At 75.0% G+C, this 23781-nt stretch carries 20 protein-coding genes; 16 read left to right on the top strand and 4 right to left on the bottom strand.

Annotated features, from left to right (window positions below; all coding sequences use genetic code 11):
* The first annotated feature begins 5 nt into the window (after positions 1-5).
* The 5 genes from BDZ31_RS02745 (at position 6) to BDZ31_RS25780 (ending at position 3264) form a co-directional block, all read left to right on the top strand.
* Positions 6-434 (top strand): hypothetical protein, encoded by a 429-nt coding sequence (locus BDZ31_RS02745; protein ID WP_183338746.1) that lies wholly within the window; start codon positions 6-8, stop codon positions 432-434.
* A gap of 8 nt (positions 435-442) precedes the next feature.
* Positions 443-661, top strand: a complete 219-nt coding sequence (locus BDZ31_RS02740) for a hypothetical protein (RefSeq protein ID WP_183338744.1) — start codon at positions 443-445, stop codon at positions 659-661.
* A 138-nt stretch (positions 662-799) separates the two neighbouring features.
* Positions 800-1594 carry a flagellin N-terminal helical domain-containing protein gene (locus BDZ31_RS02735; RefSeq protein WP_183338742.1) on the top strand — a complete coding sequence of 265 codons (795 nt, stop codon included), beginning with the start codon at positions 800-802 and terminating at the stop codon, positions 1592-1594.
* Positions 1595-1790: 196 nt separating this feature from the next.
* The gene (locus BDZ31_RS02730) at positions 1791-2480 is read left to right on the top strand and encodes a CHAP domain-containing protein (protein ID WP_183338740.1); all 690 of its coding nucleotides are present in this window, start codon (positions 1791-1793) and stop codon (positions 2478-2480) included.
* Between the two features lie 49 nt (positions 2481-2529).
* Positions 2530-3264 carry a LuxR C-terminal-related transcriptional regulator gene (locus BDZ31_RS25780; RefSeq protein WP_183338738.1) on the top strand — a complete coding sequence of 245 codons (735 nt, stop codon included), beginning with the start codon at positions 2530-2532 and terminating at the stop codon, positions 3262-3264.
* Positions 3265-3283: 19 nt separating this feature from the next.
* On the opposite strand, the gene purM is transcribed toward BDZ31_RS25780, so the two are convergent.
* Positions 3284-4363 carry a phosphoribosylformylglycinamidine cyclo-ligase gene (gene purM, locus BDZ31_RS02720; RefSeq protein ID WP_183338736.1) on the bottom strand — a complete coding sequence of 360 codons (1080 nt, stop codon included), beginning with the start codon at positions 4361-4363 and terminating at the stop codon, positions 3284-3286.
* A 77-nt stretch (positions 4364-4440) separates the two neighbouring features.
* Here purM and BDZ31_RS25775 point away from each other — a divergent pair, with 77 nt between their 5' ends.
* The 3 genes from BDZ31_RS25775 to BDZ31_RS02705 are packed head-to-tail and all read left to right on the top strand — an operon-like array spanning position 4441 to position 10631.
* Positions 4441-6336: a glycosyltransferase gene (locus BDZ31_RS25775; RefSeq protein WP_183338734.1), complete on the top strand. Its 1896-nt coding sequence runs from the start codon at positions 4441-4443 to the stop codon at positions 6334-6336.
* The gene (locus BDZ31_RS02710; RefSeq protein WP_183338732.1) at positions 6333-8513 is read left to right on the top strand and encodes an FkbM family methyltransferase; all 2181 of its coding nucleotides are present in this window, start codon (positions 6333-6335) and stop codon (positions 8511-8513) included. The genes BDZ31_RS25775 and BDZ31_RS02710 overlap by 4 nt, the downstream gene beginning before the upstream one ends.
* A gap of 57 nt (positions 8514-8570) precedes the next feature.
* The gene (locus BDZ31_RS02705; RefSeq protein ID WP_183338730.1) at positions 8571-10631 is read left to right on the top strand and encodes a class I SAM-dependent methyltransferase; all 2061 of its coding nucleotides are present in this window, start codon (positions 8571-8573) and stop codon (positions 10629-10631) included.
* Between the two features lie 91 nt (positions 10632-10722).
* On the opposite strand, the gene BDZ31_RS02700 is transcribed toward BDZ31_RS02705, so the two are convergent.
* Positions 10723-11544, bottom strand: coding sequence for an undecaprenyl-diphosphate phosphatase (locus tag BDZ31_RS02700; protein ID WP_183338728.1), 822 nt, complete (start codon positions 11542-11544; stop codon positions 10723-10725).
* A complete protein-coding gene (locus tag BDZ31_RS02695) occupies positions 11541-12209 on the bottom strand; it encodes a VTT domain-containing protein (RefSeq protein WP_183338726.1) in 669 nt (222 codons plus the stop codon). Before BDZ31_RS02695 ends, BDZ31_RS02700 begins: the two co-directional genes overlap by 4 nt.
* Before the next feature lie 136 nt (positions 12210-12345).
* Between BDZ31_RS02695 and BDZ31_RS02690 the strand changes: the two genes are divergently transcribed.
* The 7 genes from BDZ31_RS02690 to BDZ31_RS02660 all read left to right on the top strand — a co-directional run bounded on the left by BDZ31_RS02690 (position 12346) and on the right by BDZ31_RS02660 (position 21419).
* Positions 12346-13173: an aldo/keto reductase gene (locus BDZ31_RS02690; protein WP_183338724.1), complete on the top strand. Its 828-nt coding sequence runs from the start codon at positions 12346-12348 to the stop codon at positions 13171-13173.
* Positions 13174-13221: 48 nt separating this feature from the next.
* A complete protein-coding gene (locus BDZ31_RS02685) occupies positions 13222-14322 on the top strand; it encodes a DegT/DnrJ/EryC1/StrS family aminotransferase (RefSeq protein ID WP_183338722.1) in 1101 nt (366 codons plus the stop codon).
* Between the two features lie 3 nt (positions 14323-14325).
* Positions 14326-15357, top strand: coding sequence for a DUF354 domain-containing protein (locus BDZ31_RS02680; RefSeq protein ID WP_183338720.1), 1032 nt, complete (start codon positions 14326-14328; stop codon positions 15355-15357).
* Between the two features lie 61 nt (positions 15358-15418).
* Positions 15419-17356, top strand: a complete 1938-nt coding sequence (locus BDZ31_RS02675; protein WP_183338718.1) for a polysaccharide biosynthesis protein — start codon at positions 15419-15421, stop codon at positions 17354-17356.
* 67 nt (positions 17357-17423) lie between these two features.
* Positions 17424-18782, top strand: a complete 1359-nt coding sequence (locus tag BDZ31_RS02670; protein ID WP_183338716.1) for a LytR C-terminal domain-containing protein — start codon at positions 17424-17426, stop codon at positions 18780-18782.
* A 25-nt stretch (positions 18783-18807) separates the two neighbouring features.
* Positions 18808-19608: a phosphosulfolactate synthase gene (locus tag BDZ31_RS02665; protein WP_183338714.1), complete on the top strand. Its 801-nt coding sequence runs from the start codon at positions 18808-18810 to the stop codon at positions 19606-19608.
* A complete protein-coding gene (locus BDZ31_RS02660; protein ID WP_183338712.1) occupies positions 19605-21419 on the top strand; it encodes a N,N-dimethylformamidase beta subunit family domain-containing protein in 1815 nt (604 codons plus the stop codon). The genes BDZ31_RS02665 and BDZ31_RS02660 overlap by 4 nt, the downstream gene beginning before the upstream one ends.
* 12 nt (positions 21420-21431) lie before the next feature.
* On the opposite strand, the gene BDZ31_RS02655 is transcribed toward BDZ31_RS02660, so the two are convergent.
* Positions 21432-22097 carry a peroxiredoxin gene (locus BDZ31_RS02655; protein WP_183338710.1) on the bottom strand — a complete coding sequence of 222 codons (666 nt, stop codon included), beginning with the start codon at positions 22095-22097 and terminating at the stop codon, positions 21432-21434.
* 97 nt (positions 22098-22194) lie between these two features.
* Between BDZ31_RS02655 and BDZ31_RS02650 the strand changes: the two genes are divergently transcribed.
* Positions 22195-23781 carry a nitrite/sulfite reductase gene (locus BDZ31_RS02650; protein WP_183338708.1) on the top strand — a complete coding sequence of 529 codons (1587 nt, stop codon included), beginning with the start codon at positions 22195-22197 and terminating at the stop codon, positions 23779-23781.

The following is a 23781-nucleotide window of genomic DNA, read 5'->3' as shown; positions in this document are numbered from 1 at the left end:
GGACGATGGCAGCGAGCAACACGCGCCCGCGACAGCGCCAGGCGGGCAGACGCGCAGCGGCGCCGCCGGCGCGCGGCAGGCGCGGCGGCCCCGGCAGGGGCCGGGCCGGAGGGCCGGTGCTGCCGAGCGTCGCCAACCACCCGAGAGCCGGCGAGCAGGTCAAGCAGGCGAAGGCGTGGGGCGGCCTCGCCGGCTTCGCGCTCGTCGCGCTGATCTCGTGGCAGGCCGACGTCCCGGTCGAGGAGCTGCTGCTGCGCGCGCTCGCCGGCGGGATCGTCGCCTACCTCGTCGTGTGGGCGTGCGCGGTCGCCGTCTGGCGCCAGCTGGTCGTGACCGAGCTCAGAGTCGTGCGCGAGCAGCGCGAGGAGGAGGCGGCGGCCCGCCGCGCCGCCGCGCCGCCGCCCGACGCCGCCGAGCAGCCGGCCGAGGCGTAGGAGCGACGATGGTCGATCGCGTCAACCCGATCATCCCCCGCAACCCCGACCTCTTCCCGGTCCCGCCGGTCGGCCACCAGAGAGTCGACCCGGAGGAGCGCGAGCGGCGCCGCCGCGAGCGCGAGGAGGAGCGCGAGGAGGCGCTGCGCGAGCAGCGGCGCGAGCGCGCCGCGCAGCGCCCGCGGCCGCGGCCCGAGGGCGGCGGCTCGATCGACGTGACGGCGTAGGCGGGCGGCGCTCGCGAGCGCCTTCGCGCCAGGCCGTCCAGATCCTCCCGAGCGGCTAAAGCTTCATCGCGGACGGCCGATGTACGGGGCAGCTAGGGCGACATGGAGTCGCCTGGGACGAACATCAAGGAGATGAGCATGTCCCTTCGCATCAACACGAACGTCGAGGCGTTCAACGCGCATCGCAACCTCGAGCACACCAGCGGCAAGCTCGCGAAGTCGATGGAGCGCCTGTCGTCCGGCTTCCGCATCAACCGCGCCGCCGACGACGCCGCGGGCCTGGCGATCTCCGAGAAGCTGCGCGGCCAGATCGGCGGCCTCGACCAGGCTCGTCGCAACACGCAGGACGGCATCTCGCTCGTCCAGACGGCTGAGGGCTCGCTCACCGAGGTCCACAGCATGCTCCAGCGCGTCCGCGAGCTGGCCGTCCAGTACCAGAACGGCACGCTCAACGCCTCGGACAGACTCGCGATCAACTCCGAGGTCGTGCAGCTGACCGACGAGATCGAGCGCATCGGCACGACCGCGCAGTTCAACAACACGAGACTGCTCGACTCGGCCGCGACGATCACCTTCCAGGTCGGCGCCAACGACGGTGAGGTCATCACCGTCTCGACGATCTCCCTGGGCGAGTCGGTCGGCACGATCTCGCTGGCCAGCGCGACGGTCCTCGCGTCGATCGACGCGGCGATCGACAGCGTCTCGGCGCAGCGCGCGTCGTTCGGCGCGGTGCAGAACCGCCTCGAGCACACCTACAACAACCTCGCGACGTACCAGGAGAACCTGAGCGCGTCCGAGTCCCGCATCCGCGACGTGGACATGGCGGCGGAGATGGTCAACTTCACGAAGAACCAGATCCTCCAGCAGGCCGGCACGAGCATGCTCGCGCAGGCCCAGCAGTCGCCGCAGGCCGTCCTCTCGCTGCTGCGCTAACAGGGACCACAAACCTCGCCCGCCTTTGGGGCGGGCGTACAGATCGGCTCCATCGAGGGACCGACCACAAGGCGAGCGGCTGCGGCCGCTCGCCTTCTTTTTGTCGTGAGCGCCGACGCGCCCGCGGCGCCGCGTCGCGGCGGTCGTGCCGGCCCGGGGGTCAAGATTCGCGGCCGACTGCCGATCGAATGGGACGATGTCCCTCGCAGCAGCCATCGCGCGCGTCGAAGAGATCCAGGGCGCGCTCTCGCCGCGCATCCCCGAGCCGGTCCAGGTAACCAACGGCGGCGCCGCCGCGCCGGCCGCGCTCGCCTCCGCCGCGACCGCCGGCGGCTTCTCGAACCTGCTCGACGGCGCGCTCGCCGGTCGCGGCGTCACGATCCCCGGCGTCTTCGCGCCGAACGCGCTGCCCGGCGCGGGCGGCGCGCTGCCGGTCAACGGCGGCGCCGGGTTCGGCAACCAGCTGATCGTCCAGCTGGCGCAGCGCGAGCTCGGCCAGGCCGAGTTCCCGCCCGGCTCCAACGACTCGCCGCGGATCGCCGAGTACCGCACGGCGACCGCCGGCAGCGGCGTCGGGCCGTGGTGCGCGTACTTCACGAGCTGGCTCGGCCAGCAGGCCGGCATGCCGCTCGGCGACGACGGCCAGGGCTTCGGCCGCGTCGACGACGTCTACGCCTGGGCGCAGCGGGTCGGCCGCGCCGTCCCCAACGGCCCCGGCGCCGTGCCCCGCCCCGGCGACCTGATCGTCTGGGACGAGCACATCGGCATCGTCGAGCAGGTGCTGCCCGACGGCCGCGTCCAGACGATCGAGGGCAACTCCTCCGACCAGGTCAAGCGCAACGTCCACGAGGCCGGCTCGGCGCTCGGCTACGTGCGCATGAGCTGAGGCGCCTGCGCACAAGGTGCCGGGGGCATCGACGGCGAAAGAGCAGCCCGTGACCCTTCGCGACGACGACCGATCCGACGACCTCGCCTCGCTCGCCGGCCCCGACGGGGACGGCCCGGTCCACGTGCGCCGGCGGCCGGTCACGGCCGTCGTCGTCGACCCTCACGCGCCGGTGCGCGAAGGCCTCCCCCTGCTGCTGCGCGGCGAGGGGATAGCGGTGATCGCCGCCGCCTCGACCGCCGACGCCGGCGAGGCGCTCGTCGGCCAGCACGAGCCCGACATCGCGCTGATCGCGCTCGACCTCGCCGACGTCGACGGGATCGTGCTGCTGCGCCGGCTGGTCCAGCGCGGCACGCGGACCGCGATCGTCCTCTACGTCGACCACGAGGACGGCCGGCAGGCCGCCCTCGCCGTCCGCGGCGGCGCCGCCGGCGTGATCGGCAAGCGCCGCGCGATCGGCGAGCTGGCCGACGCGCTGCGGACGGTCGCCGGCGGCGGCGTCTGGTTCAACGAGCGCGGCGACGCGACGCCGCCGGCCCGCCGCGCGACGCCGGCGGTCCTCACCGACCTCTGCGAGCGGCGCACCGCCGCGCTGTCGGAGGCGGAGCTGCGCGTGCTCGCGCTCGTCGCCGAGGGCCGCTCGACCGAGGCGGTCGCCGCGGCGCTGTCGCTCTCCCCGCACACCGTCCGCACCCACCTGCGCAACGTGATGCGCAAGCTCGAGGCCTCCAGCCGCGCCCACGCGGTCGCGATAGCGATCCGCGAAGAGGCGATCCAGGTCTAGGCGGGCTGCCGGCGCCGGATCAGCCGGCCTGCGCCAGCCCGGAGGCGTCGCCGGCCAGCCCGAGCCCGGGCAGCGTCACGCGGCCGGCCTCGGCGGTGACGCGGCCGATCCGCGCCGCGCCGGGGTGGCGCCGCGACAGCAGCGCGACGGCGGCGTCGGCGGCGTCGGCGGGGACGGTGACGACGAAGCCGCAGCCCATGTTGAAGACCTTCCACATCTCGGCCGCGTCGACGGCGCCGAGGCGGGCGATCAGCTCGAAGACCGGCAGCACCGGCAGCGGCCGGTCGATCTCGTAGCCGATCCGCTTGCCGAGCCGCAGCAGGTTGAGCACGCCGCCGCCGGTGATGTGGGCGAGGCCGTGGACGGGCAGGTCGCTGCGCAGCAGCTCGAGGATCGCGCGCACGTAGATGACGGTCGGCTCCAGCAGCACGTCGGCGACCGACGCCCCGCCGAGCTCGGCCGGCCGCTCGTCGAGGCCGAGGCGGCCCTGCTCCAGCAGCGCGCGGCGCGCGAGCGTCAGCCCGTTGGAGTGGACGCCGGAGGCCGGCAGCCCGATCAGCGCGTCGCCGGCGGCGATCCGCTCGCCGGTCACGATCGCGTCGAGCGCGACGGTGCCGAAGCAGGCGCCGGTCAGGTCGAAGCCCTTCGGCGACGGATGGCCCTTGATCAGCTCCGGCAGCTGCGCCAGCTCGCCGCCGGGGATCTCGACCCCGGCCTGCTCGGCGCCGGCCTTGAGGCCGAGCGCGATGTCGCGCAGCACCGCCGGGTCGGCCTGCTCGACGGCGAGGTAGTCGAGCACGGCCAGCGGCTCGGCGCCGACGCAGACGACGTCGTTGACGTTCATCGCGATGCAGTCGATGCCGACCGTGTCGTAGCGGCCGGTCTGCTCGGCGACGATCACCTTCGTGCCGACGCCGTCGGCGCCGAGGGCGATGCCGAGGTTGGGCGCCACTCTCAGCACGTTGGCGTAGTGGCCGGAGGGGAGCGCCGACAGGGAGGGGCGCCCGGGGTTGATCGTGCGCAGGACGTCGACGAGCGCGCGGACGCCCGCGTCCGCCTCGGCGATGTCGACGCCGGCAGCTGCGTAGGAGTCGCTCACAGCGTGATTCTCGCCGATGACGGGCGCGGGCGTCGGCACGGCTCAAGATCGCCCGGTCCGATGTCGACCACAGGACCGTGATCGGCTTCGTCGTCTGCGTCGGCAACCCCGCGGTCCACGCGCGGCGCGCGCTGCGCAGCTACGCGCTCGTGCGCGAGCCCGACAGCGTGCTCGCCGAGCTGAGCGACGCCAGCTCGATCCACGTCGCCTACAACGAGGCGCTCGACCACTTCGCCTCCTACGACGAGCTGGAGGCGCTCGTGCTGCTGCACGAGGACGTCGAGCTGACCGACGGCGGCTTCTGCGACGCCGTCCGCGCCCGCCTGCGCGACCCCGAGGTCGCCGTGCTCGGCACGATCGGCGCCCGCGGCGTGAGATCGCTGGCGTGGTGGAGGGGCGAGCACGTCGGCTTCGTGCGCGAGACGCGCGGGGTCGTCGGCACGCCCGGCTCCGGCGGCCCGGTCGACGCGGTCGACGGCCTGCTGCTCGCGCTGTCGCCGTGGGCCGTCCGCAACCTGCGCTTCGACGCGGAGACCTTCGACGGCTTCCACGGCTACGACGTCGACATCTGCCTCGGCGCCCGCGCCGCCGGCAGAACGGTGCTCGCCGCAGACCTCGGCGTCGTCCACCACACCAAGGGCGGCTACGGCGACAGAGCGGTCTGGGCGCGCTGCGACGCGCGGCTGCGGCGGAAGTGGTCGCTGGGCGACCCCGGCGACGCCACGTCGCTCAAGTACGGCGGCGGCCGGCCGACAGCATCGGACATGGAGGCATCGGATCCCGCCGGCGGCAGCTCCGCCGGGTCGGTCTCGCTGCTGGTCGTGCTCGACGGGCCCGAGCACGAGGCGCTGCGCTGCGTGACCGCGATCAGCGAGCTGCGCGCCGACCAGCCGGACCACGAGGTCGTCGTCGTCGCCGACTGCGCACCCCAGCTCGAGCCGCTGCTGCGGCGCCTCGACGGCGACGTCGCCGTCGAGCGCACCGACCGCCCCGTCGGCTTCGCCGCCGCGGCGACGCGCGGCATCGCCCGCTGCCGCGGCGAGCTGGTCGTCCTGCTCCACGGCGCGCCGTCGGTCGCGCCCGACTTCCTCGCCCCGCTCGTCGAGGCGCTCGGCGACGAGGCCGTCGCCGCCGCGGCCGCCGTCGACCCGCGCGAGCCGAACGCCCCGGCGGTCGCCACCGCCGCGCTCGCCGCCCGCCGCCGGGACCTGCCCGCCGCGCTGGCGCCGGCGCCGCGCGGCCTCGAGCTGGCCGCGCTCTGCACCGCGCTCGCCCGCCGCGGCGAGGTCGTCGCCGTCCCCGCCAGCCGCGCCGGCGCGCCGGCCGCCGTCGCGCGCCAGATGCGCCGCGCCCCCGGCGACGGCGAGCTCGAGCTGTCGATCGTGATCCCGACGCTCGACGCCGCCGGCGAGCGCACCCGCCGCTGCGTCGAGGCCGCGCAGCTGACGACCGAGGTCGACCACGAGCTGATCGTGATCGACAACGGCGCGCCGCCGCAGGGCTTCACCGCGCCGGTCAACGCCGGGCTGCGCGCCGCCCGCGGCCGCTACCTGCTCGTGCTCAACGACGACGTCGAGCTGCTGCCGGGCTGGTGGGAGCCGCTGCGCGACGCGCTCGACGCCGGCGCGGCGGTCGTCTTCCCCGAGACGGTCGACGGCGGGACGCGCCACGACTTCGCCGCATGGTGCTTCGCCCTCTCGCGCGCGACGCTGGAGCGGTTCGCGGTCGCCGACGGCGAGTTCCTCGACCCGGAGCTGGTCGTCTGGTACCAGGACACCGACCTGTTGCAGCGTCTGCGCCGGGCCGGCCGGCCGCCGGTCCACGTGCCGGCGTCGCGGATCCGCCATCTGCTGTCGGCGACGGTCAAGAGCGACGAGCCGGAGCTGCACGAGTGGATCGCGCAGCAGGTGCAGGCCGACAAGGAGGCCTTCGAGGCCAAGCACGGCGCGAACGTCGCCGGGGCGGCGCGATGAGCGCGGCCGACCGCACCGCGGTGAGCGTCGTCGTGCTCACCCACCAGTTCGGCCGCTTCGTCGGACGCGCGATCGACAGCGCGCTCAGCCAGCGCCACCCGCCCGAGCTGCTCGAGGTGATCGTCGTCGACGACGGCTCGACCGACGAGACGCCCGACGTCGTCGCCGGCTACGGCGACCGCGTCCGCAGCCTGCGCCATCCCAACGCCGGCTCGGCGCGATCGCTGGAGCGCGGCCTGCTGGCCGCCCGCGGCGCGGTGATCGTGATGCTCGACGGCGACGACGCGCTCCACCCCGAGCTGGTCGCCCGGCAGCTGGAGCGCCTGCGGGCGCGGCCGGAGGTCGGGCTGTGCGCGGTCGACCGCCGCGTCGTCGACGCCGACGGCCGCGTCCTGCAGGAGTCGTTCGCGCGCGCCCACGGGATCGACCCGGCGAGCGGCCCGCGGCTCGGCGAGCTGCTGTCGGCCAACTCGATAACGCTCAGCGGCACCGCGCTGCGCGCCGAGCTGCTCGCGCACGCGCTGCCGTTCGCCGAGGACGCGCCGGCCGAGGACTGGTGGCTGGCGACGGCCGTCGCTCGTCATGCCGCGATCGATCGCATCGACGCGCCGCTGGTCGACTATCGCCTCCACGGCGGCAACCGCAACCTCGGCAACGACGCCGCCCGGAACGCGCCGGTGTTCCGCCGGGACCTGCGCTTCCGGCGGCGGCTGCTGCGCGAGCTGTGGTGCTCGCCGGCCGTCGAGGCGCGCGACGTCGTGCTCGCCTGCGCGACGCTGCTGCAGTGGGCGGCGATCGTCGAGCAGCAGGAGCCCGGCGCGGCCGCCGCGACGCTGCCGGTCACCGACGGCGAGCGGCGCGTGCGCGACGGCTTCCTCGCGCGCGCCTCGGTCGCCGAGGACCCGCACGAGCTGATCCGGCTGGCGGCCGGCGCGCTCGGCCACGACCCCTTCGACGCGAAGGCCGCGCAGCACGTGCGCGACGGCTGGAGCCGGCTCGGCAACAGCGTCGAGCTGGCCTCGATCCCCGGCGCTCCCGAGCCGGCCGCGGCGGCCGGCGGCGAGCCGTTGACGACCGTGCCGATCGAGGGCCACGGCGAGCTCGGCGTCCCCCAGGAGCGGCTGTGGGCCTTCCCCGGCGGCCGCTACTACGAGCACAGCGTCACCCACTGGTTGGAGCGGATGCTGGCCGAGCAGCCCGACCCCGTCTTCTACGACGTCGGCTCGAACATCGGCTACTACCCGGTGCGGTTCGGCGCCGCGGCCGGCCGCGTCTACGCCTTCGAGCCGGTCTCGCGCACCCACGCGACGCTGCGCGCCAACGTCGAGCGCAACGGCCTCGCCCACGTCGAGCCGCTGGCGCTGGCGCTGTCGGACGGCGACGGCAGCGCCGAGATCGACATCTGGAGCTCGAGCGGCAGCAACACGCTCTACAGACGCGAGTTCGGCGCCGACCACCCGCACACGCTGCTCGGCAGCGAGCGGATCGAGCTGGCGCGGCTCGACCGGCTGGTCGCCGACGGGCGCCTGCAGCCGCCGCAGGTCGTCAAGATCGACGTCGAGGGCGCCGAGCTGGCCGCGCTGAGAGGCGGCGCCGAGACGATCGGCCGCCACCGGCCGCTCATGCTGATCGAATGCGAGGCCGACGCCTGCCGCGACGCCGGCTACGCCCCCGGCGACCTGTACGCCGAGCTGCGCGCGCACGGCTACGCGCTGTTCGGGCTGGCGCGCGACCCGCGCGACCTGCGCCCCCATCCGCTCGATGGGTCGGTCGACGTCGCCAACCTCGTCGGCCTGCCGCACGAGTCGGCGCTGCTGCGCCGCGTCGTCGCCGAGCTGCTCGGCGACGAGCTGCGCGACCGCCTGACCGTCGCGTGGGCCGACGACGTGCTCGCCGACCCGTCGCTGCTGCGCGCCTACGCCGCCGAGCACGACGCCGCCGCCGACGCGACGCTGTTCCTGTGGGCGCCCGGCCGCCCCGAGCGGCTGCAGGAGCTGACGGCGCTGGTCGCCGACGCCGGCCTCGGCGGCGACGACGCGCCCGACATGCTCGGCAGCGCCGCGGACGACCCGGCGACCGTCTACGCGCTCGGCCAGTTCGCCGCCGCGGTGCTCGGCCGCACGCCGCCGCCCGGCTTCGAGCGCGCCGCGGCCGGCCTCGCCGGAGCCGCGCGATGACGCAAGCGGGCTCGCGCCGCTCAAGCCGCCCGCGCTCGCGCCGATCCCCTCGCCCAGATGAGGCTTGACCAGTTCACCCGGCATGCCGCCAGCGGCGTGCTGCTCGCCCCCGACGGAAGCGCCCCCGCCGGCTACCTCGACGGGGCCGAGCGCCGCCTGCTGGAGCTGCTCGGCGCCGCCTCGGACCGCAGCGTCCTCTCCGAGGAGCTGCGCCGCCACCGCGAGGACTGGGCGACCGAGTACCACCTGACGCCGTACCGCTCGACCCTGTTCGACTGCATCGGCCTGACGCGCGGCAACGCGCGGGTGCTGGAGCTCGGCTGCGGCTGCGGCGCCGTGACGCGCTGGCTCGGCGAGCACTGCGCCGAGGTCCACGCCGTCGAGGGCAGCCCCGACCGCGCCCAGGTCGCGCGCGCCCGCTGCGCCGAGCTCGACAACGTCGAGGTCTACGCGGCCAACTACTCCCAGCTGGAGGAGGAGGACCGCTTCGACGTCGCGACGCTGATCGGCGTGCTGGAGTACGGCCACCTCTATCACCCTGAGACCTCCGTCCCGGCGGAGGCAGCGCTCGCCAACCTGCGCGTCGTGCGCCGCGCGCTGCGCGCCGACGGGGTGCTCGTGCTGGCGATCGAGAACAAGCTCGGGCTGAAGTACCTCAGTGGCGCGCGCGAGGACCACTCGGGCCGCCCGTTCGACTCGATCGAGGGCTATCCGCTCGCCACCAGCGCCGTCACCTTCAGCGCGCGCGAGCTGGAGCTGCTGCTCGCCGAGGCCGGCTTCGCGCACAGCGACTGGCTCGTCCCGTACCCGGACTACAAGCTCGTGAGGACGGTCGTCAACGCCGAGCGCGCGACCGACGCCGACCAGGTCCACAACTGGCTGGAGGGGCCGGCGCCCGACCGCGGTGCGCCGCAGCGCGCGCTGCTCACCTTCAACGAGACGCTCGCCCAGCGCGAGGTCGTCAAGGCCGGGCTGCTGCGCGACCTCGCCAACTCCTTCCTCGTGATCGCCTACGCCGGCGACCCCGCGGCATCGCGCGAGCGGCTCGGGATCGAGCTCGACTGGACCGTCCGCCACTACTCGCTCGACCGCCGCGCCGACTGCCGCAAGCGCGTCACGCTGCGCGGCGCCGACGCGCCGGTCGAGCACGCGCCGCCGTTCGGCGCCGCGGGGCGCGGCGCCGGCGCGTGGGCCGATCTCGGCGGCTTCTCGCACCGCTTCCCGTCCGAGCAGTTCCAGCCCGGCGAGCTGCTCTCCAACGCGCTGCTGGCGACGATCGCCCGCGACGGGATCGACGCCCGCTTCGCCGAGCAGGTCCGCGAGCTCGGGCGCTGGCTGGCGCGCACCCACGGGACCGGCGGCGTCGACGACAGCGGCGCCGCCCTGCTCGACGGTGCCGCGCTCGACGCGCTGTGGTGGAACGTCGTCGTCGGCCCTGACGGCGGCTGGGCGGAGATCGACCGCGAGTGGCGCTGCGAGCGGCCGCTGCCGCTCGACTACGTGCTGTGGCGCGGGCTGCTGCACCTCTCGGTCCGCTTCCGCGCCTACCTCCCGGCGGCGTGGGCGAAGCGCCCCCCGGCCGCCTTCGCCGCCGACGCGCTCGCGCTCGCCTGCGGCCCGCGCGCGGAGGAGCGGCTCGCCCGCTTCGCGGCGGTCGAGCAGGCGTTCGCGGCCGCCGCCGCCGGCGGCGGCGAGGGGAGGACCGAAGCGCTCGCCGCGCTGCCGGCGCCCGACGGCCCGCGGGTCGTCGCGGTGCTCGCCTACGCCGACGAGGTCGTCGGCGCGCCGGGCCTGCTGGCCGCCTTCTGCGAGCGCTTCGACGCCGCCGACCCGATCACGCTGCTGCTGCGCGGCAGCGCCGCGACCGACGTCCAGCGGCTGCAGCGGCTGTGCGACGAGCTGGCCGCCGGCCGCGACCTGCCCGACCTGCTGTTCGGCACCGACCCCGCGGGCGGCGAGGACGTCGCCGTCACCGCCGGCGCGATCGCGCGCCTGAGCGAGCGCGACGAGGCCGGCGACGGCGCGCTGCCGCGCTTCGGCGCCGGCGAGAGCGAGCGCCTGCGCGCCTTCGCCGCCGAGCGCTGGACGGCCGCCCCGGCCGCCGGCGCCGTCGGCTGAGCGGCGCCGAGCGCCGGCGCCGACCGTCGCGGGCTCGCGCTGGAGCCGGCGGGCCGCGTCAACCGCAGGGAGCGCGCCGCCGCCGCGCGCCCTACCGCCGTCGCCGCAGCAGCCGCCGCGCCACGACCGCGGCCAGCGCGATCCGGTAGGCGGCGTACGGCGCCAGCGAACGGTCGCGCTCGACCTGGCGGATCAGCCACGTCGAGCCGAGCGTCGAGGCGAACGAGGCGGCGGTGCCGAGCGCGAAGGCGCCGCGCGTGCGCGGCGGCAGGCCGCGTCTCCACAGCCGCACGCCCTTCAGGCCGGTCGCGGCGACGATGATCGGCAGCGCGGCGTGGCGCGAGAGCGCGTTGGCGTCCTCGCGCGTGAAGCGGCGGGCGCGCGCGGCGGCCAGCGTCGCGCCGTTGCGCGAGACGCCCGGCACGAGCGCGCACGCCTGCGCGAGGCCGATCGCGAGCGCGTCGCGCCAGTCGGCCGTCTCTCTGCCGCGCTCCTGCGGCGCGCGGTCGGCGAGCGCCATCGCGAGCGCGCCGACCGCCAGCCCGGCCGCGATCGTCCCCGGCGTGCCGAGGCGGCGCTCGATCGGGCGCTCGAGCGCGAAGGCGAAGAAGCCGGCCGGCGCGAACGACAGCACGAGCAGCTCGATCCGCCGGCGGTCGAGCCCGCGCGCCGCCTCCTCGACCTCGGCGCGCAGGCCGATCAGCAGCGCGGCGGCGGTGCCGGCGTGGAGCGCGACCTCGAACGCCTTGCGCAGCTCCGGGTCGAGCTCTGCGTAGCGCCACCGCAGCAGCCACGGGACGAGCGTGATGTGGCCCGAGGAGGAGATCGGCAGCAGCTCGGCCGGGCCGTGCAGCAGGCCGAGCGCCAGCGCCTGGCCGGCGGGCAGCGGGTCGGGTGCGGCGGCGTCGCTCACGCGGACAGGTCGGCCTGCGCCGGCTCGCCGTCGACCGGGCCCTGGCCGCGGCGGCGGTGCCAGCGGATGCCGTAGTACGCGACGACCGCGACCAGCGCGACCGCGACGGCGTAGTCGACGTAGTGGAGGTGGTCCTTCCACGCCGTCCAGTTGTCGCGCGCCTCCTTGCCGATGAAGGCGAGCGCGAAGACCCACGGGAGGCAGCCGACGAAGGTCAGCAGCGAGAAGCGCAGGAACGGCATCCGCGCGACGCCGGCCGGCAGCGAGATGAAGGTCCGCACGATCGGCAGCATCCGCGTCACGAGCACCGCCGCCGAGCCGTACTTCTGAAACCAGCGGTCGGCCTGCTCCAGCTGGCGTCTGGAGACGTGCAGCTTGCTGCCATGGCGCTCGAGCAGCTCGACGCGGCCGAACCAGCCGACGCCGTAGGCGATCCACGAGCCGACGAGGTTGGCGGTCGCGCCGATCAGCGTCGCCGCCAGCAGCGAGTAGTGGCCGAGCGAGACGTTGAAGCCGGCGAACAGCATCGTCGCCTCCGACGGGATCGGGATGCAGGCGCTTTCGAGCATCATCAGCACGAAGACGCCCGCGAGGCCGAGCTTGTCGACGACGTCGGTCGCGAGGTTGATCAGCGGCTCGGTGATCGAGGCGAGGAGGAATGGCACGACGACGGAGGGTAACGCCGGCCGGCGCCGGGACGACCCGAGAAGTCGCCGACAGCGCTCGCGCCGGCGCCCGCCACGGCGCGTCGGCGCTCGCCCGGCGGACGATCGCCGCCGATCGCGGGTAGACCGTAGGGTCATGACCGAGATCCCGGACATCCCCCTCAACGACGGCACCTCGATCCCGCAGCTCGGCTTCGGCGTCTTCCAGATCCCGCCGGCCGAGACCGCGAAGGCGGTCGCGGAGGCGCTGCGGCTCGGCTACCGCCACATCGACACCGCCGCGGCGTACGGCAACGAGCGCGAGGTCGGCGAGGCGATCGCCGCGGCGGGGATCCCGCGCGAGCAGCTGTACGTCACGACGAAGCTGTGGAACGCCGACCAGGGCCACGACCGCGCGCTCGCCGCCTTCGACGCCAGCGTCGAGCAGCTCGGCTTCGCGCCAGACCTCTACCTGATCCACTGGCCGACGCCGGCGCGCGACCGCTACGTCGAGAGCTGGAGAGCGCTCGAGCGGCTGCAGACCGAGGGGCGCGTGCGCTCGATCGGCGTCTCCAACTTCCAGCCGGCCCACCTGCGCCGGCTGCTGGCCGAGACGGGCGTGGTGCCGGCCGTCAACCAGATCGAGCTGCACCCGTACCTGCAGCAGCGGGAGCTGCGCGCCTTCCACGCCGAGCACGGGATCGTCACCGAGGCGTGGAGCCCGCTGGCCCAGGGTGAGCTGCTCGACGACCCGGCGCTGGGGCGGATCGCGCAGGCGCACGGCAAGACGGCCGCCCAGGTCGTGCTGCGCTGGCACGTCCAGCTCGGCAACGTCGTCTTCCCGAAGTCGGTCACGCCGGCGCGGATCGCCGAGAACGCGCAGATCTTCGACTTCGAGCTGAGCGACGCCGAGCTCGCCGCGATCGAGGCGCTCGACCGCGACCACCGCACCGGCTTCCACCCCGACGAGATGGAGATCGCCTGAGCGCCGGCGGACGTCGCGGCGGCGAGGGCGGATAGCCTTCGCCGCTCCATGGCGGTCCCGCTGTTCGACACGAAGAGGCCGGTCGCGCCGCTGCGCGCGGCGATCGACGCGCGCATCGCCGCGGTGCTCGACGGCGGCGCCTTCATCCTTGGCCCCGAGGTGGCGGCCTTCGAGGCCGAGCTGGCCGCCTACCTCGGCGCGCGGCACGTCGTCGCGGTCGCCAACGGCACCGACGCGATCACGATCGCGCTGCAGGCGCTCGGCGTCGGCCCGGGCGACGAGGTCGTCGTCCCCGCCTTCACCTTCTACGCGAGCGCCGAGGCGATCCCGCCGACCGGCGCCGCTCCGGTCTTCTGCGACGTCGACGGCGAGACGATGAACGTCACCGCCGAGACGGTGAAGGCGGCGCTGACGCCGCGCACGAAGGCGGTCGTCGCCGTCGACCTGTTCGGCAACCCGGCGCCGGTGCCCGAGATCGAGGCGCTCGGCATCCCGGTCGTCGAGGACGCCGCGCAGGCGGCCGGCTCGCGGCTGGGCGGCCGCCGCACCGCGGCGCTCGGCACGGTCGGCACGCTCTCCTTCTTCCCCTCCAAGAACCTTGGCTGCTTCGGCGACGGCGGCGCGATCGTCACCGAAGACGACGCGGTCGCCGAGCTGGCGCGCACCTACCGCTTCCACGGCTCGCGCGACAAGGTCAGCTACGAGCGGATCGGCTGGAACTCGCGGCTCGACGAGCTGCAGGCGGCGATCCTGCGCGTGCTGCTGCCCGAGCTCGACCGCTGGTGCGACGGCCGCCGCGCGGCCCACGCCGCGTACGCCGACGCCGGCCTGTGGGAGCTGGTGACCCCGCAGGCGCAGACGAACGGCGCCGAGGCCGCCTGGGGCCTGCAGGTCGTCCGCACGCCCCATGCGCGGCTGCTGGAGCAGGCGCTGCCGGCCGCGGGGATCGGCGCCCGCGGCTACTACCGCACCCCGCTCCACCGCCAACAGGCGCTGGCGCCGTGGGCGCAGGGCGTCGAGCTGCCGGTCACCGACGAGCTGGCCGACCGCCACCTCGCGATCCCGATGAACCCGCTGCTCGGCGCCGCCGAGGCCGAGGAGGTCACGGCGGCGGTGCGCGCGGCGCTGCGCGGCGAGGCGGCGGCGTAGGCGATGCGCGTCTGGGTCGACCTGACCAACTCGCCGCACGTGCTCGTGATGCGGCCCGTGATCGAGCTGCTGAGAGCCGACGGCCACGAGGTCGAGGTGACCGCGCGCGACTTCGCGCAGACGCTGCAGCTGTGCGAGCGCTTCCGCATCGACCACACCGCGATCGGCCACCACCGCGGCGGCAGGCTGGCGGCGAAGGGGCTCGGCCTCGCGCAGCGCTCCGGCGCGCTCGTGCGCTGGGCGCGGCGGCGGGCGCGCGAGCGCGGCCCGTTCGACCTCGCGCTCGGCCACGGCTCCAACGACGTGACGGTCGCCGCGCGCCTGCTCGGCATCCCCTGCTCGACGACCTTCGACTACGAGTGGGCGACCGTCCAGCACACCGTCAACTGCCGGCTGGCGCAGGCGGTCGTCGTGCCGGAGGCGATCCCGCCGCAGCGGCTGGCGCGCTACGGCGCCGTGCCGAAGCTCGGCCGCTACCCCGGGCTGAAGGAGGAGTTCTACCTCGCCGACTTCGAGCCCGATCCGGCGATCCTGCGGGAGCTGTCGCTCGACGTCTCCGAGCCGGTCGTCGTCGTCCGCACCCCGCCCGTCGTCTCGCTCTACCACCGCTTCGAGCACGACACCTTCGGCGCGGTGCTGGAGAAGCTGCGTCGGAGCGGCGCCCAGACGGTCGTGCTCCCGCGCACGCCCGAGCAGCGCGAGCAGCTGCGCGAGGCCGGCGGCTTCATCCTGCCCGAGCGGGCGATCGACGCGCAGTCGCTGATCGCCTACGCCGACCTGATGATCTCCGCCGGCGGCACGATGAACCGCGAGGCGGTCGCGCTCGGAACGCCCGTCTTCACGAGCTTCGAGGGGAGATTGGGCGCCGTCGACGAGCAGCTGATCGCCGACGGCCGCCTGCGCCGCCTGACCGACCCCGACGCGGTCGTCGTCGCCAAGCGCGCCGGGTCGGCCGAGGGCGGCGGCGCCGACCGCGTCCGCCGCGATCCGCGCGACTTCGCGCGCCTGCTGGCGGCGCCCGTCGGCGGCATCTGAGCGGTCCGGCTGGGCGGAGCCTGTCGTCCGCCGCCCTCGCGCTGCCCTACAATCCCCGCCAATGCGCCGGTGGTACCGCTCCGGAGCGTTCCCCGTGCACCGCTACTCGCTGATACAGCTGGTGGTCGACGGTGCGCTGGTCGCCCTCGCCTACGTCCTCGCATTCCAGCTGCGTTTCGACTCCGGCGTTCCCGGCCGGTACGAGCTGCTGCGCGACGACACGATCTACTGGGTCGTGCCGGTCTGCCTCGCCGTCTTCGTCGCCTTCGGGCTCTACCAGCGGCTGTGGACCTACGTCGGCCAGCGCGACTACCAGGCGCTGGCGCAGGCGGTCGTCGTCTGCGCCGTGCTCGTGCTCGGCGCGATCGCGGTGATCCACCCGGTCCAGGTGAAGACCCAGCACGGCGTCCAGGTCGCCGTCGGCATGCCGACCGGCGTCGCCGTCCTGTGGCTGCTGCTGATGGGCGTCTCGATGGCGGCGGTGCGCTTCCTCGCCCACCTCGCCTTCGAGGGCCGCAAGCGCGGCATGCGGGTCGTCAAGGGCGCCCGCGACGTGCTCGTCGTCGGCGGCGGCGACGGCGGCCGCCTCGTCGTGCGCGAGCTGGTCCGCAACCCGATGCTGCGGCTGCGCCCCGTCGGCTTCCTCGACGACGACCCGCGCAAGCGGGGGATGAAGGACGAGCACGGACTGAAGGTGCTGGGGACGACCTCCGAGGCCGACCTCGCGCGCGTGCTCGACGCCGCCGAGCCCGACGAGGTGATCATCGCGATCCCCTCCGCGCCCGGCACGCTGCGCGCCCGCGTCGTGAAGGCGTGCCGCGAGCGCGGCATCCCGGTCCGCACGCTGCCGACCGTCTTCGAGCTGCTGCAGAGCGAGTCCGGCGGGATGCAGGTGATGCGGCAGCTGCGCGAGCTGTCGATCGAGGACATCCTCGGCCGCGAGCCGGTGCGGATGGAGCTGGAGCGGGTCGGCGCCTACCTGACCGGCCAGGTCGTGATGGTGACCGGCGCCGGCGGCTCGATCGGCTCGGAGCTGTGCCGCCAGATCGCGCGCGTCAACCCGCGCCGGATCGTGCTCGTCGACCACGCCGAGGACAACCTCTTCGAGATCCTCCGCGAGCTGGAGGACGAGCGCCACGTCCGCACCGCCGTCCCGGTCCTCGCCGACTGCAAGGAGGAGGAGCGGATGCGCGAGGTCTTCGCCGAGCACCGGCCGGCCGTCGTCTTCCACGCGGCGGCGTACAAGCACGTCGGGATGATGGAGCAGAACCCCGTCGAGGCGGTCCGCAACAACGCGCTCGCGACGCGGCTGGTGGCGACGATCGCCGGCGAGCAGAACGTCAAGACCTTCGTGCTCGTCTCGACCGACAAGGCGGTCAAGCCGGCGACCGTGATGGGCGCCTCCAAGGCGCTCGCCGAGTGGGCGGTCGAGGCGGCCGCCGCGCGCCACCCGCAGACCCGCTACGCGACCGTCCGCTTCGGCAACGTGCTCGGCTCGTCGGGCTCGGTCGTGCCGATCTTCCGCCGCCAGATCGCCGCCGGCGGACCGGTCACGATCACCGACCCGCGGATGCAGCGGTGGTTCATGACGATCCCCGAGGCGGTCCAGCTGATCATCCGCTCCGGCTCGCTGGCCGACCGCAGCGGCGAGGTCTACGTGCTCGAGATGGGCGAGCCGGTCAAGATCGTCGACCTCGCCCGCGACATGATCCGCCTCTCCGGCCTCGACCCCGACAGGGACATCGCGATCGAGGTGGTCGGCGCGCGGGCGGGCGAGAAGTTCCACGAGGAGCTGTTCAACTCCTACGAGCGCCCGCAGGCGACGCCGGCCGAGAAGATCCTCCGCGCCGACCGCGCGCGGCTCGACCAGGCGTGGGTCGAGGCGACCTTCGCCGAGATCAACCTCTTCGTGCTGGAGGGCGACGCCCACGGGCTCGCCCAGAAGGTCGCCGAGCTGGCCGCCGTCCGAACCGCTCCGGGACCCCAGGTACCCTCTTGAGATCGCAGCGCGCCGCGACGTGCGGCGTACGGCCCGTGTCCGGCCTCTACACTGCCCCGGCTTCTTCATGACCCTGACGTTCGCCTTCTCCGTCCGGAACTTCATCGAGGACATCGGCGCGTACGCCGGCTTCGCCGCCGTCGTCGCCGTCGCCCTCTTCGCCCTGCTGCTGTTCGCGCAAGCGCGCGAGATCAAGCGCCTGCGCGACTGGGGCGCCGACGCCCACGACCGCATCGGCGAGCTCGAGCGCAGCGTCTCGGCGGCGCTCGACATGGCGCGCCGCGCCGCCGCCGCGCCCCGCGCCGCGCAGCCGGCTCCGGCCGCCGCGCCGGCCCGCCCGGCGCAGCCGCCGGTCCGCGGCCAGGTCGCGCGCGGCCGCGCGGCGGCCGGCGCCGCCGCGGCCACCGCCGCCGGCGGCCCGCCGCGGCCGGCGCGGACCGCCGCGCCGGTCCGTCCGCAGGCGCTGCCGGCGTCGCCGGCCGGCGTCGCCGGTCCCGCGCTGGCCTCGGCGACCGTCCTGATCCCGCTGCCCGGCTCGCCCGCGAGAGCGGCGCCGCAGCCGGCCGCGCCGGCCCGCCCGGCGGCCGCGCCCGCCCGGCCGGCGGTCGCCGCCGCCGCGACCGGCGCCGGCGCGCGCGAGCGCGTCGTCGCGGCGACGCCCGCCGCGGCGCCGCGCGGCCGCGCGGCGGAGCCCGCGCCGGCCTCCGCCAACGGCCACTACGACGACCCGCCGACCGAGCTCGCCGCCCCGCGGCGCGCGACGCCGGCCGCCCGCCCCGCCGGCGGGCCGCGGCGCGAGCAGCCGGCCCGCGCGGCCGCGGCGCGCCCGCGTCCCGCCGCCGGCCGCCCGCAGCCCGGCGGTCCCGCGCGCGGCGGCGGCCGCCCCGCCGCGGCCGACGCCGAGCCGCCCCACGGCCGTCGCCGGCTCGTCGGCGTCCTCGTCGTGCTGCTGGCGCTGGTCGTCGTCGGCGTCGGCGCCTACGTCGTGGTCGGCGGCGGCGACGACGAGCCGTCGAGCACGCAGGTCGTCGCGCCCGAGGGCAGCGGCAGAGCGGGGACGAGAAGAGCGCGCAGACAGCAGGCGAGAGGACCGGCCGCCCCGCCGCGCGACCAGGTCGTCGTCGCCGTCCTCAACGGCACCGGCGTGACCGGGCTGGCCGCCAGAGTGATGGGCGAGCTGACCGTCGACGGCTGGAGAGAGGGCCCGATCGGCGACGCGAGCGGGACCGACCGCGGCGTGACGGTGGTCGAGTACCGCAACAACCAGGAGGCGGCCGCCGACGAGGTCGCGAGAGCCCTCGGCCTGACCGCCGACACCGTCTCGCCGATCCGCCCGGACTCCGAGCAGGCCGCCTGCGCGCTGCAGGACCCGTGCACGGCGCAGGTCGTCGTCACGGTCGGCGCCGACAGAAACCCGACGCCGTAGCGCCGCGCCCGCAGCGAAGCGCGCGATGACCGGCTCGTTCCTCGACCTCCCGCAGCGCGGCGGGAAGCCGCGCGAGCGCGGCCTGACGCACGTGCTCGACAGAGGGCTGTCGCTGGCCCAGGTCGACGGGCTGATCGAGGTCGCCGGCGACGCCGTCGACATCGTCAAGCTCGGCTGGGGGACGGCTGTCGTCACGCAGAACCTCGAGGCGAAGCTCGCCCGCTACCGCGACCACGGGATCCCGGTCGTGCTCGGCGGCACGCTGACCGAGCTGGCGATCGCGCAGGAGCGCGTCGAGGGCCTCGTCGCGTGGCTGCGCGAGCTGGGGATCGCCCATGTCGAGATCTCCGACGGCACGATCCGCCTGCCGCACGAGCGCAAGCTGGCGCTGATCGAGCGGCTCGCGGCCGACTTCACCGTCCTCTCGGAGGTCGGCTCCAAGGACGCCGAGCGGATCATGGCGCCGTACGTCTGGGTCGAGCAGATCGAGCGCGAGCTGGCCGCCGGCGCGTGGAAGGTGATCGCGGAGGCGCGCGAGTCGGGCACCGCCGGCATCTACCGCGCCGACGGCGAGGTGCGGATGGGCCTGATCGACGAGATCGCGCACGCGATCCCGCCGCAGCGGCTGCTGTTCGAGGCGCCGCAGCGCGAGCAGCAGGTGTGGTTCCTGCGCCGCTTCGGGATCGACGTCAACCTCGGCAACATCGCGCCCGACGACGTGCTGTCGCTCGAGACGCTGCGGCGAGGGCTGCGCTCCGACACCGCCGACACCGCGATGCCCGACGCCGCGCGCGACGCGGCGCGCGAGGAGCGCGAGCGCCGGTGACGCGCCCCGCCCGCGTGATCTTCGCGCTGCTCGTGGTGGCGACGCTCGGCGCCTTCGTCGTCTCGCAGAAGCTGAAGAGCAGCCCGCCGCTGATCATGCGGCCGGCCGCCTACGCGGTCTTCTCGCCGCTGACGAGAGAGCCCGGCAAGCCGCGGCGGGCGAGATTCTCCTTCTGGCTCCAGCGCGGCGACACGGTCGCGATCTCGATCGTCGACGCGGACGGGAGGATCGTCCGCAGACTGGTCGACGGCGACGAGGTGCCGAAGGAGGTGCGCACGCGCTGGCACTGGGACGGCCGCACCGACGGCGGCGAGCTGGCCCCCGACGGCCGCTACAGAGTCCGCGTCGCGCTGATCCACCAGGGCCGCACCGCCGACCTGCCCGGCATCGAGATCGCGCTCGACACGAAGCCGCCGCAGCCGCGCGTCGTGCGGGTCGAGCCGGAGGGCGCGACCGGCCCGGCCTTCCTGCCCCAGCGCGACGTCGACGCCGTCACCGCCCACATCAGAGGGACCGAGGGCCGCAGAGCGCGGCTGCAGGTGTGGCGCACCGACGTCAGCCCGGCCAGGGTCGTCGAGGAGCTGGAGATCCCGCGCCGGACCGCGCAGGTCGAGTGGGACGGGACGGTCGGCGGCAGACCGGCGCCGGCCGGCACCTACCTGCTCGGTCTGCTCGTCGCCGACCGCGCCGGCAACCGTGGGACCTTCCCCGCCGCGGTGCCGCCGAGGGCGGGCAGCGTCCGCGGCCGCGCCGGCGTCACCGTCCGCCATCTCGCCGCCTCGCCGTCGGCCACGCCGGTGACCGCCGGCAAGTCGACGACCGTCTACGTCGACGCGCGCAGAGCGCGCTACACGTGGGCGCTGCGCCGCTTCGGCGAGAACAGGGTGCTCGCGCGCGGCAGAGGCAGGGACGTGAGACTGCGCCTGCGAGCGCCGCGCGGCCAGGCCGGCCTCCACGTGCTGACGATCGCGACCGCCGACCATCGCACGCAGGTGCCGATCGTCGTCCGCGCCGCCGTCCCGCGCAGGACGCTCGTCGTGCTGCCCGCGCTGACGTGGCAGGGCCTCAACGCCGTCGACGACGACGGCGACGGGATGCCGAACACGCTCGACGGCGCCGGCCGCGACGCGACCGTCGTGCTGCGGCGCCCGTACGCCCACGGCCTGCCGGCGAGCATCCCGGCGCGCGAGGGCGCGCTGCTGCGCTTCCTCGACGCCGAGCTGCTGCGCTACGACCTCACGACCGACGCCGCGCTGGCGGCCGGCGAGGGGCCGTCGCTCGCCGACTACCGCGGCGTCGTGCTCGCCGGCGACTCGCGCTGGATCACGCCGCAGCTGCGGCGCGAGCTGCGCGCCCGTGTGCAGGCGGGCGGCCGCGTCTGGTCGCTCGGGACCGACGCGCTGCGCCGCGCCGTCAGACTGCGCGACGGCCGGCTCGAGCATCCCGGCGCGCCGGAGCCGACCGACGCGCTCGGCGCCCGCCCGACGCAGCCGCTGGAGCAGGCCGCCGACGGTGAGACGGCGACGATGACGACCTACGTCGACGACGAGGCGGCACCGCTGTTCGAGGGCACCAGCGGCCAGTTCCCCGGCTGGACGAGCTGGGAGACGCTCGCGTCGGTGATCCCGACCGCCGAGCTGATCGCCGCCGCCGGCCCCGACGCCGACACGCCGGTCGTCGCCGCCTGGCGGGTGGGCGACGGCCTCGCCGTCCACAGCGGCCTGCCCGAGCTGGCCAGACGCGCTGCCGACGGCGACGGCGACGCCGCCTCGCTGGCGCGCGCGCTGTGGTCGCGCGTCGCCGGCGGCTGATCGGATCGCGCCCTACGCGCCGCTCGGCGCGGGGACGATCCGCATGTACGGCAGCGGCTGCTCCCAGCCGTCCGGGTAGCGCTCTCTCGCCTGCTCGTCGCTGACCGAGCCGGCGAGGATCACCGGCTGTCCGGGCTGCCACTGCGCCGGCGTCGTCAGCTGGTGCTCGGCGGTCAGCTGGAGCGAGTCGATGACGCGGAGGATCTCGTCGAAGTTGCGGCCGGTCGTCATCGGATAGACGAGCACCAGCCTGATCGTCTTGTCCGGCCCGATCACGAAGACGTTGCGCAGCGTCGCGTTCTGCGCCGCCGTGCGCGCCGTCGGATCGCCGTCGGCGTCGGCCGGCAGCATCCCGTAGGCCTTCGCGACCGCGTGGTCGGTGTCGGCGATCATCGGATAGTTCGGCGCCGTCCCCTGCGAGGACTCGATCTCGCGCGCCCATCTCTCGTGGTTGTCGACCGGATCGGTCGACAGCCCTATGATCTTCACGCCGCGCCTGTCGAACTCGGGCTTGATCGCCGCCATGTACCCCAGCTCGGTCGTGCAGACGGGCGTGAAGTCGCGCGGATGCGAGAACAGCACCGCCCAGCTCTCCCCGATCCACGCGTGGAAGTCGATCTCCCCCTCCGTCGTCTGCGCTCGGAAGTTCGGGGCGGTATCGCCGATGGTCAACGCCATGATGGACCTCTCCCTGTGATTGGTCGAAACCTGATCGGAATTACGGGTATCGTGTTACGATATCGCAGGACGATATGTCGGCGGCCAGGGAGCAGCGATGAACAGATTCGAGCGCGTCAAGCACGAGAAGGATCCGCTCGACGCCCGCGAGGACCTCCTCCGCGGCGCGCGCGAGGGACGCGACGCGCTCAGCGCCGACGACCTCTTCCGCATGAAGTGGCACGGCCTCTACGAGCACAACGCCAAGGACGGCCACTTCATGCTCCGCGTCAAGGTCGTCCAGGGCGTCCTCTCGCCCGAGCAGGCCGAGACGATCGCCTGGATCGCCGAGCAGCACGGCCGCGGGATGCTCGACTGCACGACGCGCCAGTGCGTCCAGATCCACTGGATCACGCTCGACGCGATGCCCGAGATCCTGCGCCGGCTCGAGGCGGCGGGGCTGACGACGACCGGCGCCTGCGGCGACGTGACGCGCAACGTGATCGGCTGCACGCTCGCCGGGATCGCGCACGACGAGCTGGTCGACGGCCGCGCGACCGCGCTCGCGATCCACCACCGCCTGCTCGGGAACCGCGCCTACTCGAACCTCCCGCGCAAGTACAAGATCAGCGTCACCGGCTGCGCCGAGGACTGCGCCCGCGGGCTGATCAACGACGTCGCGCTGTCCGGCGCGGTCGCGCCCGACGGGAGGCGCGGCTTCAACCTGCGCGTCGGCGGCGGCCTCTCGGCCGTCCCGCGCTTCGCCCGCTGGATCGACGTCTTCGTCGCTCCCGAGGAGGCGCCCGAGATCGTCGAGCACGTGACCGCGATCTTCCGCGACGCGGAGGAGAACCGCAGAGCGCGCGGCAAGGCGCGGCTGAAGTTCCTGCTCGACCGGATCGGCCCCGAGGCCTTCCGCGAGGAGCTGGAGCGGCGCGTCGGCCGGCCGCTGCCGCGCGGCGTCGAGCAGGCGCCCGACCTCTGCGGCGACGACCACCTCGGCGTGACGCCGCAGCGCGACGGCCGCCGCTCCGCGGTCGGGCTGTGCGTCCCGCTCGGCCGGCTGCGCGCCGAGCAGTTCAAGCGCGTGATCGCGCTCGCGCGCGACTACGGCGACGGCGAGCTGCGGCTGACCCACCAGCAGAACGTGCTGATCCCGAACGTGCCGAACGAGCGCGTCGAGGCGCTGCTCGCCGAGCCGCTCGTGCGCGACGAGCTGCCGGCCGCGCCGTCGCGCTTCGAGCGGGCGATGCAGACCTGCACCGGCAAGGAGTTCTGCGGGCTGGCGAAGGTCTACACGAAGGACCGCGCCGCCGAGATCGTCGCCTTCCTCGACGCCCATGCGCGCGCCGGCGGCTACGGCGACGACCTGCGCGTCCACTTCGCCGGCTGCTCGTCGAGCTGCGCCCAGCACCAGATCGCCGACATCGGGATCGAGGGCGTGCTGAAGCGGGTCGACGGCGAGATGGTCGAGGCGATGGACATCCGCGTCGGCGGGCGGCTCGGCTCGGAGGCCCGCTTCGGCGAGGTCGTCGTCAAGAAGGTCCCGCACTGGGAGCTGAACGCGACCCTGCTGGAGCTGTTCGGCCTCTACGAGCGCAACCGCGACGACGGCGAGAGCTTCCGCGCCTTCGCGTCGCGGGTCGAGCCGGCGTGGTGGCAGGAGCGCCTGGAGGCCGCCTCCGCGCAGGGGGCGGCGGCCTGA

Source organism: Conexibacter arvalis (genome assembly GCF_014199525.1).
Classification (GTDB): Bacteria; Actinomycetota; Thermoleophilia; order Solirubrobacterales; family Solirubrobacteraceae; genus Conexibacter; species Conexibacter arvalis.
The sequence above is the reverse complement of the archived record's forward strand: the minus strand, read 5'-3'. Positions and strand labels throughout refer to the sequence as shown.

What these genes read in the sequence shown, in the direction of transcription:
- BDZ31_RS02685 (WP_183338722.1), top strand. Translation starts at nt 13,222, where the DNA reads ATGGCGGTCCCGCTGTTCGACACGAAGAGGCCGGTCGCGCCGCTGCGC.
- BDZ31_RS02655 (WP_183338710.1), bottom strand. Translation starts at nt 22,097, where the DNA reads ATGGCGTTGACCATCGGCGATACCGCCCCGAACTTCCGAGCGCAGACG.
- BDZ31_RS02740 (WP_183338744.1), top strand. Translation starts at nt 443, where the DNA reads ATGGTCGATCGCGTCAACCCGATCATCCCCCGCAACCCCGACCTCTTC.
- BDZ31_RS02735 (WP_183338742.1), top strand. Translation starts at nt 800, where the DNA reads ATGTCCCTTCGCATCAACACGAACGTCGAGGCGTTCAACGCGCATCGC.
- BDZ31_RS02680 (WP_183338720.1), top strand. Translation starts at nt 14,326, where the DNA reads ATGCGCGTCTGGGTCGACCTGACCAACTCGCCGCACGTGCTCGTGATG.
- BDZ31_RS02710 (WP_183338732.1), top strand. Translation starts at nt 6,333, where the DNA reads ATGAGCGCGGCCGACCGCACCGCGGTGAGCGTCGTCGTGCTCACCCAC.
- BDZ31_RS02670 (WP_183338716.1), top strand. Translation starts at nt 17,424, where the DNA reads ATGACCCTGACGTTCGCCTTCTCCGTCCGGAACTTCATCGAGGACATC.
- BDZ31_RS02730 (WP_183338740.1), top strand. Translation starts at nt 1,791, where the DNA reads ATGTCCCTCGCAGCAGCCATCGCGCGCGTCGAAGAGATCCAGGGCGCG.
- BDZ31_RS02745 (WP_183338746.1), top strand. Translation starts at nt 6, where the DNA reads ATGGCAGCGAGCAACACGCGCCCGCGACAGCGCCAGGCGGGCAGACGC.
- BDZ31_RS02690 (WP_183338724.1), top strand. Translation starts at nt 12,346, where the DNA reads ATGACCGAGATCCCGGACATCCCCCTCAACGACGGCACCTCGATCCCG.
- BDZ31_RS02675 (WP_183338718.1), top strand. Translation starts at nt 15,419, where the DNA reads ATGCGCCGGTGGTACCGCTCCGGAGCGTTCCCCGTGCACCGCTACTCG.
- BDZ31_RS02650 (WP_183338708.1), top strand. Translation starts at nt 22,195, where the DNA reads ATGAACAGATTCGAGCGCGTCAAGCACGAGAAGGATCCGCTCGACGCC.
- BDZ31_RS02665 (WP_183338714.1), top strand. Translation starts at nt 18,808, where the DNA reads ATGACCGGCTCGTTCCTCGACCTCCCGCAGCGCGGCGGGAAGCCGCGC.
- BDZ31_RS02705 (WP_183338730.1), top strand. Translation starts at nt 8,571, where the DNA reads ATGAGGCTTGACCAGTTCACCCGGCATGCCGCCAGCGGCGTGCTGCTC.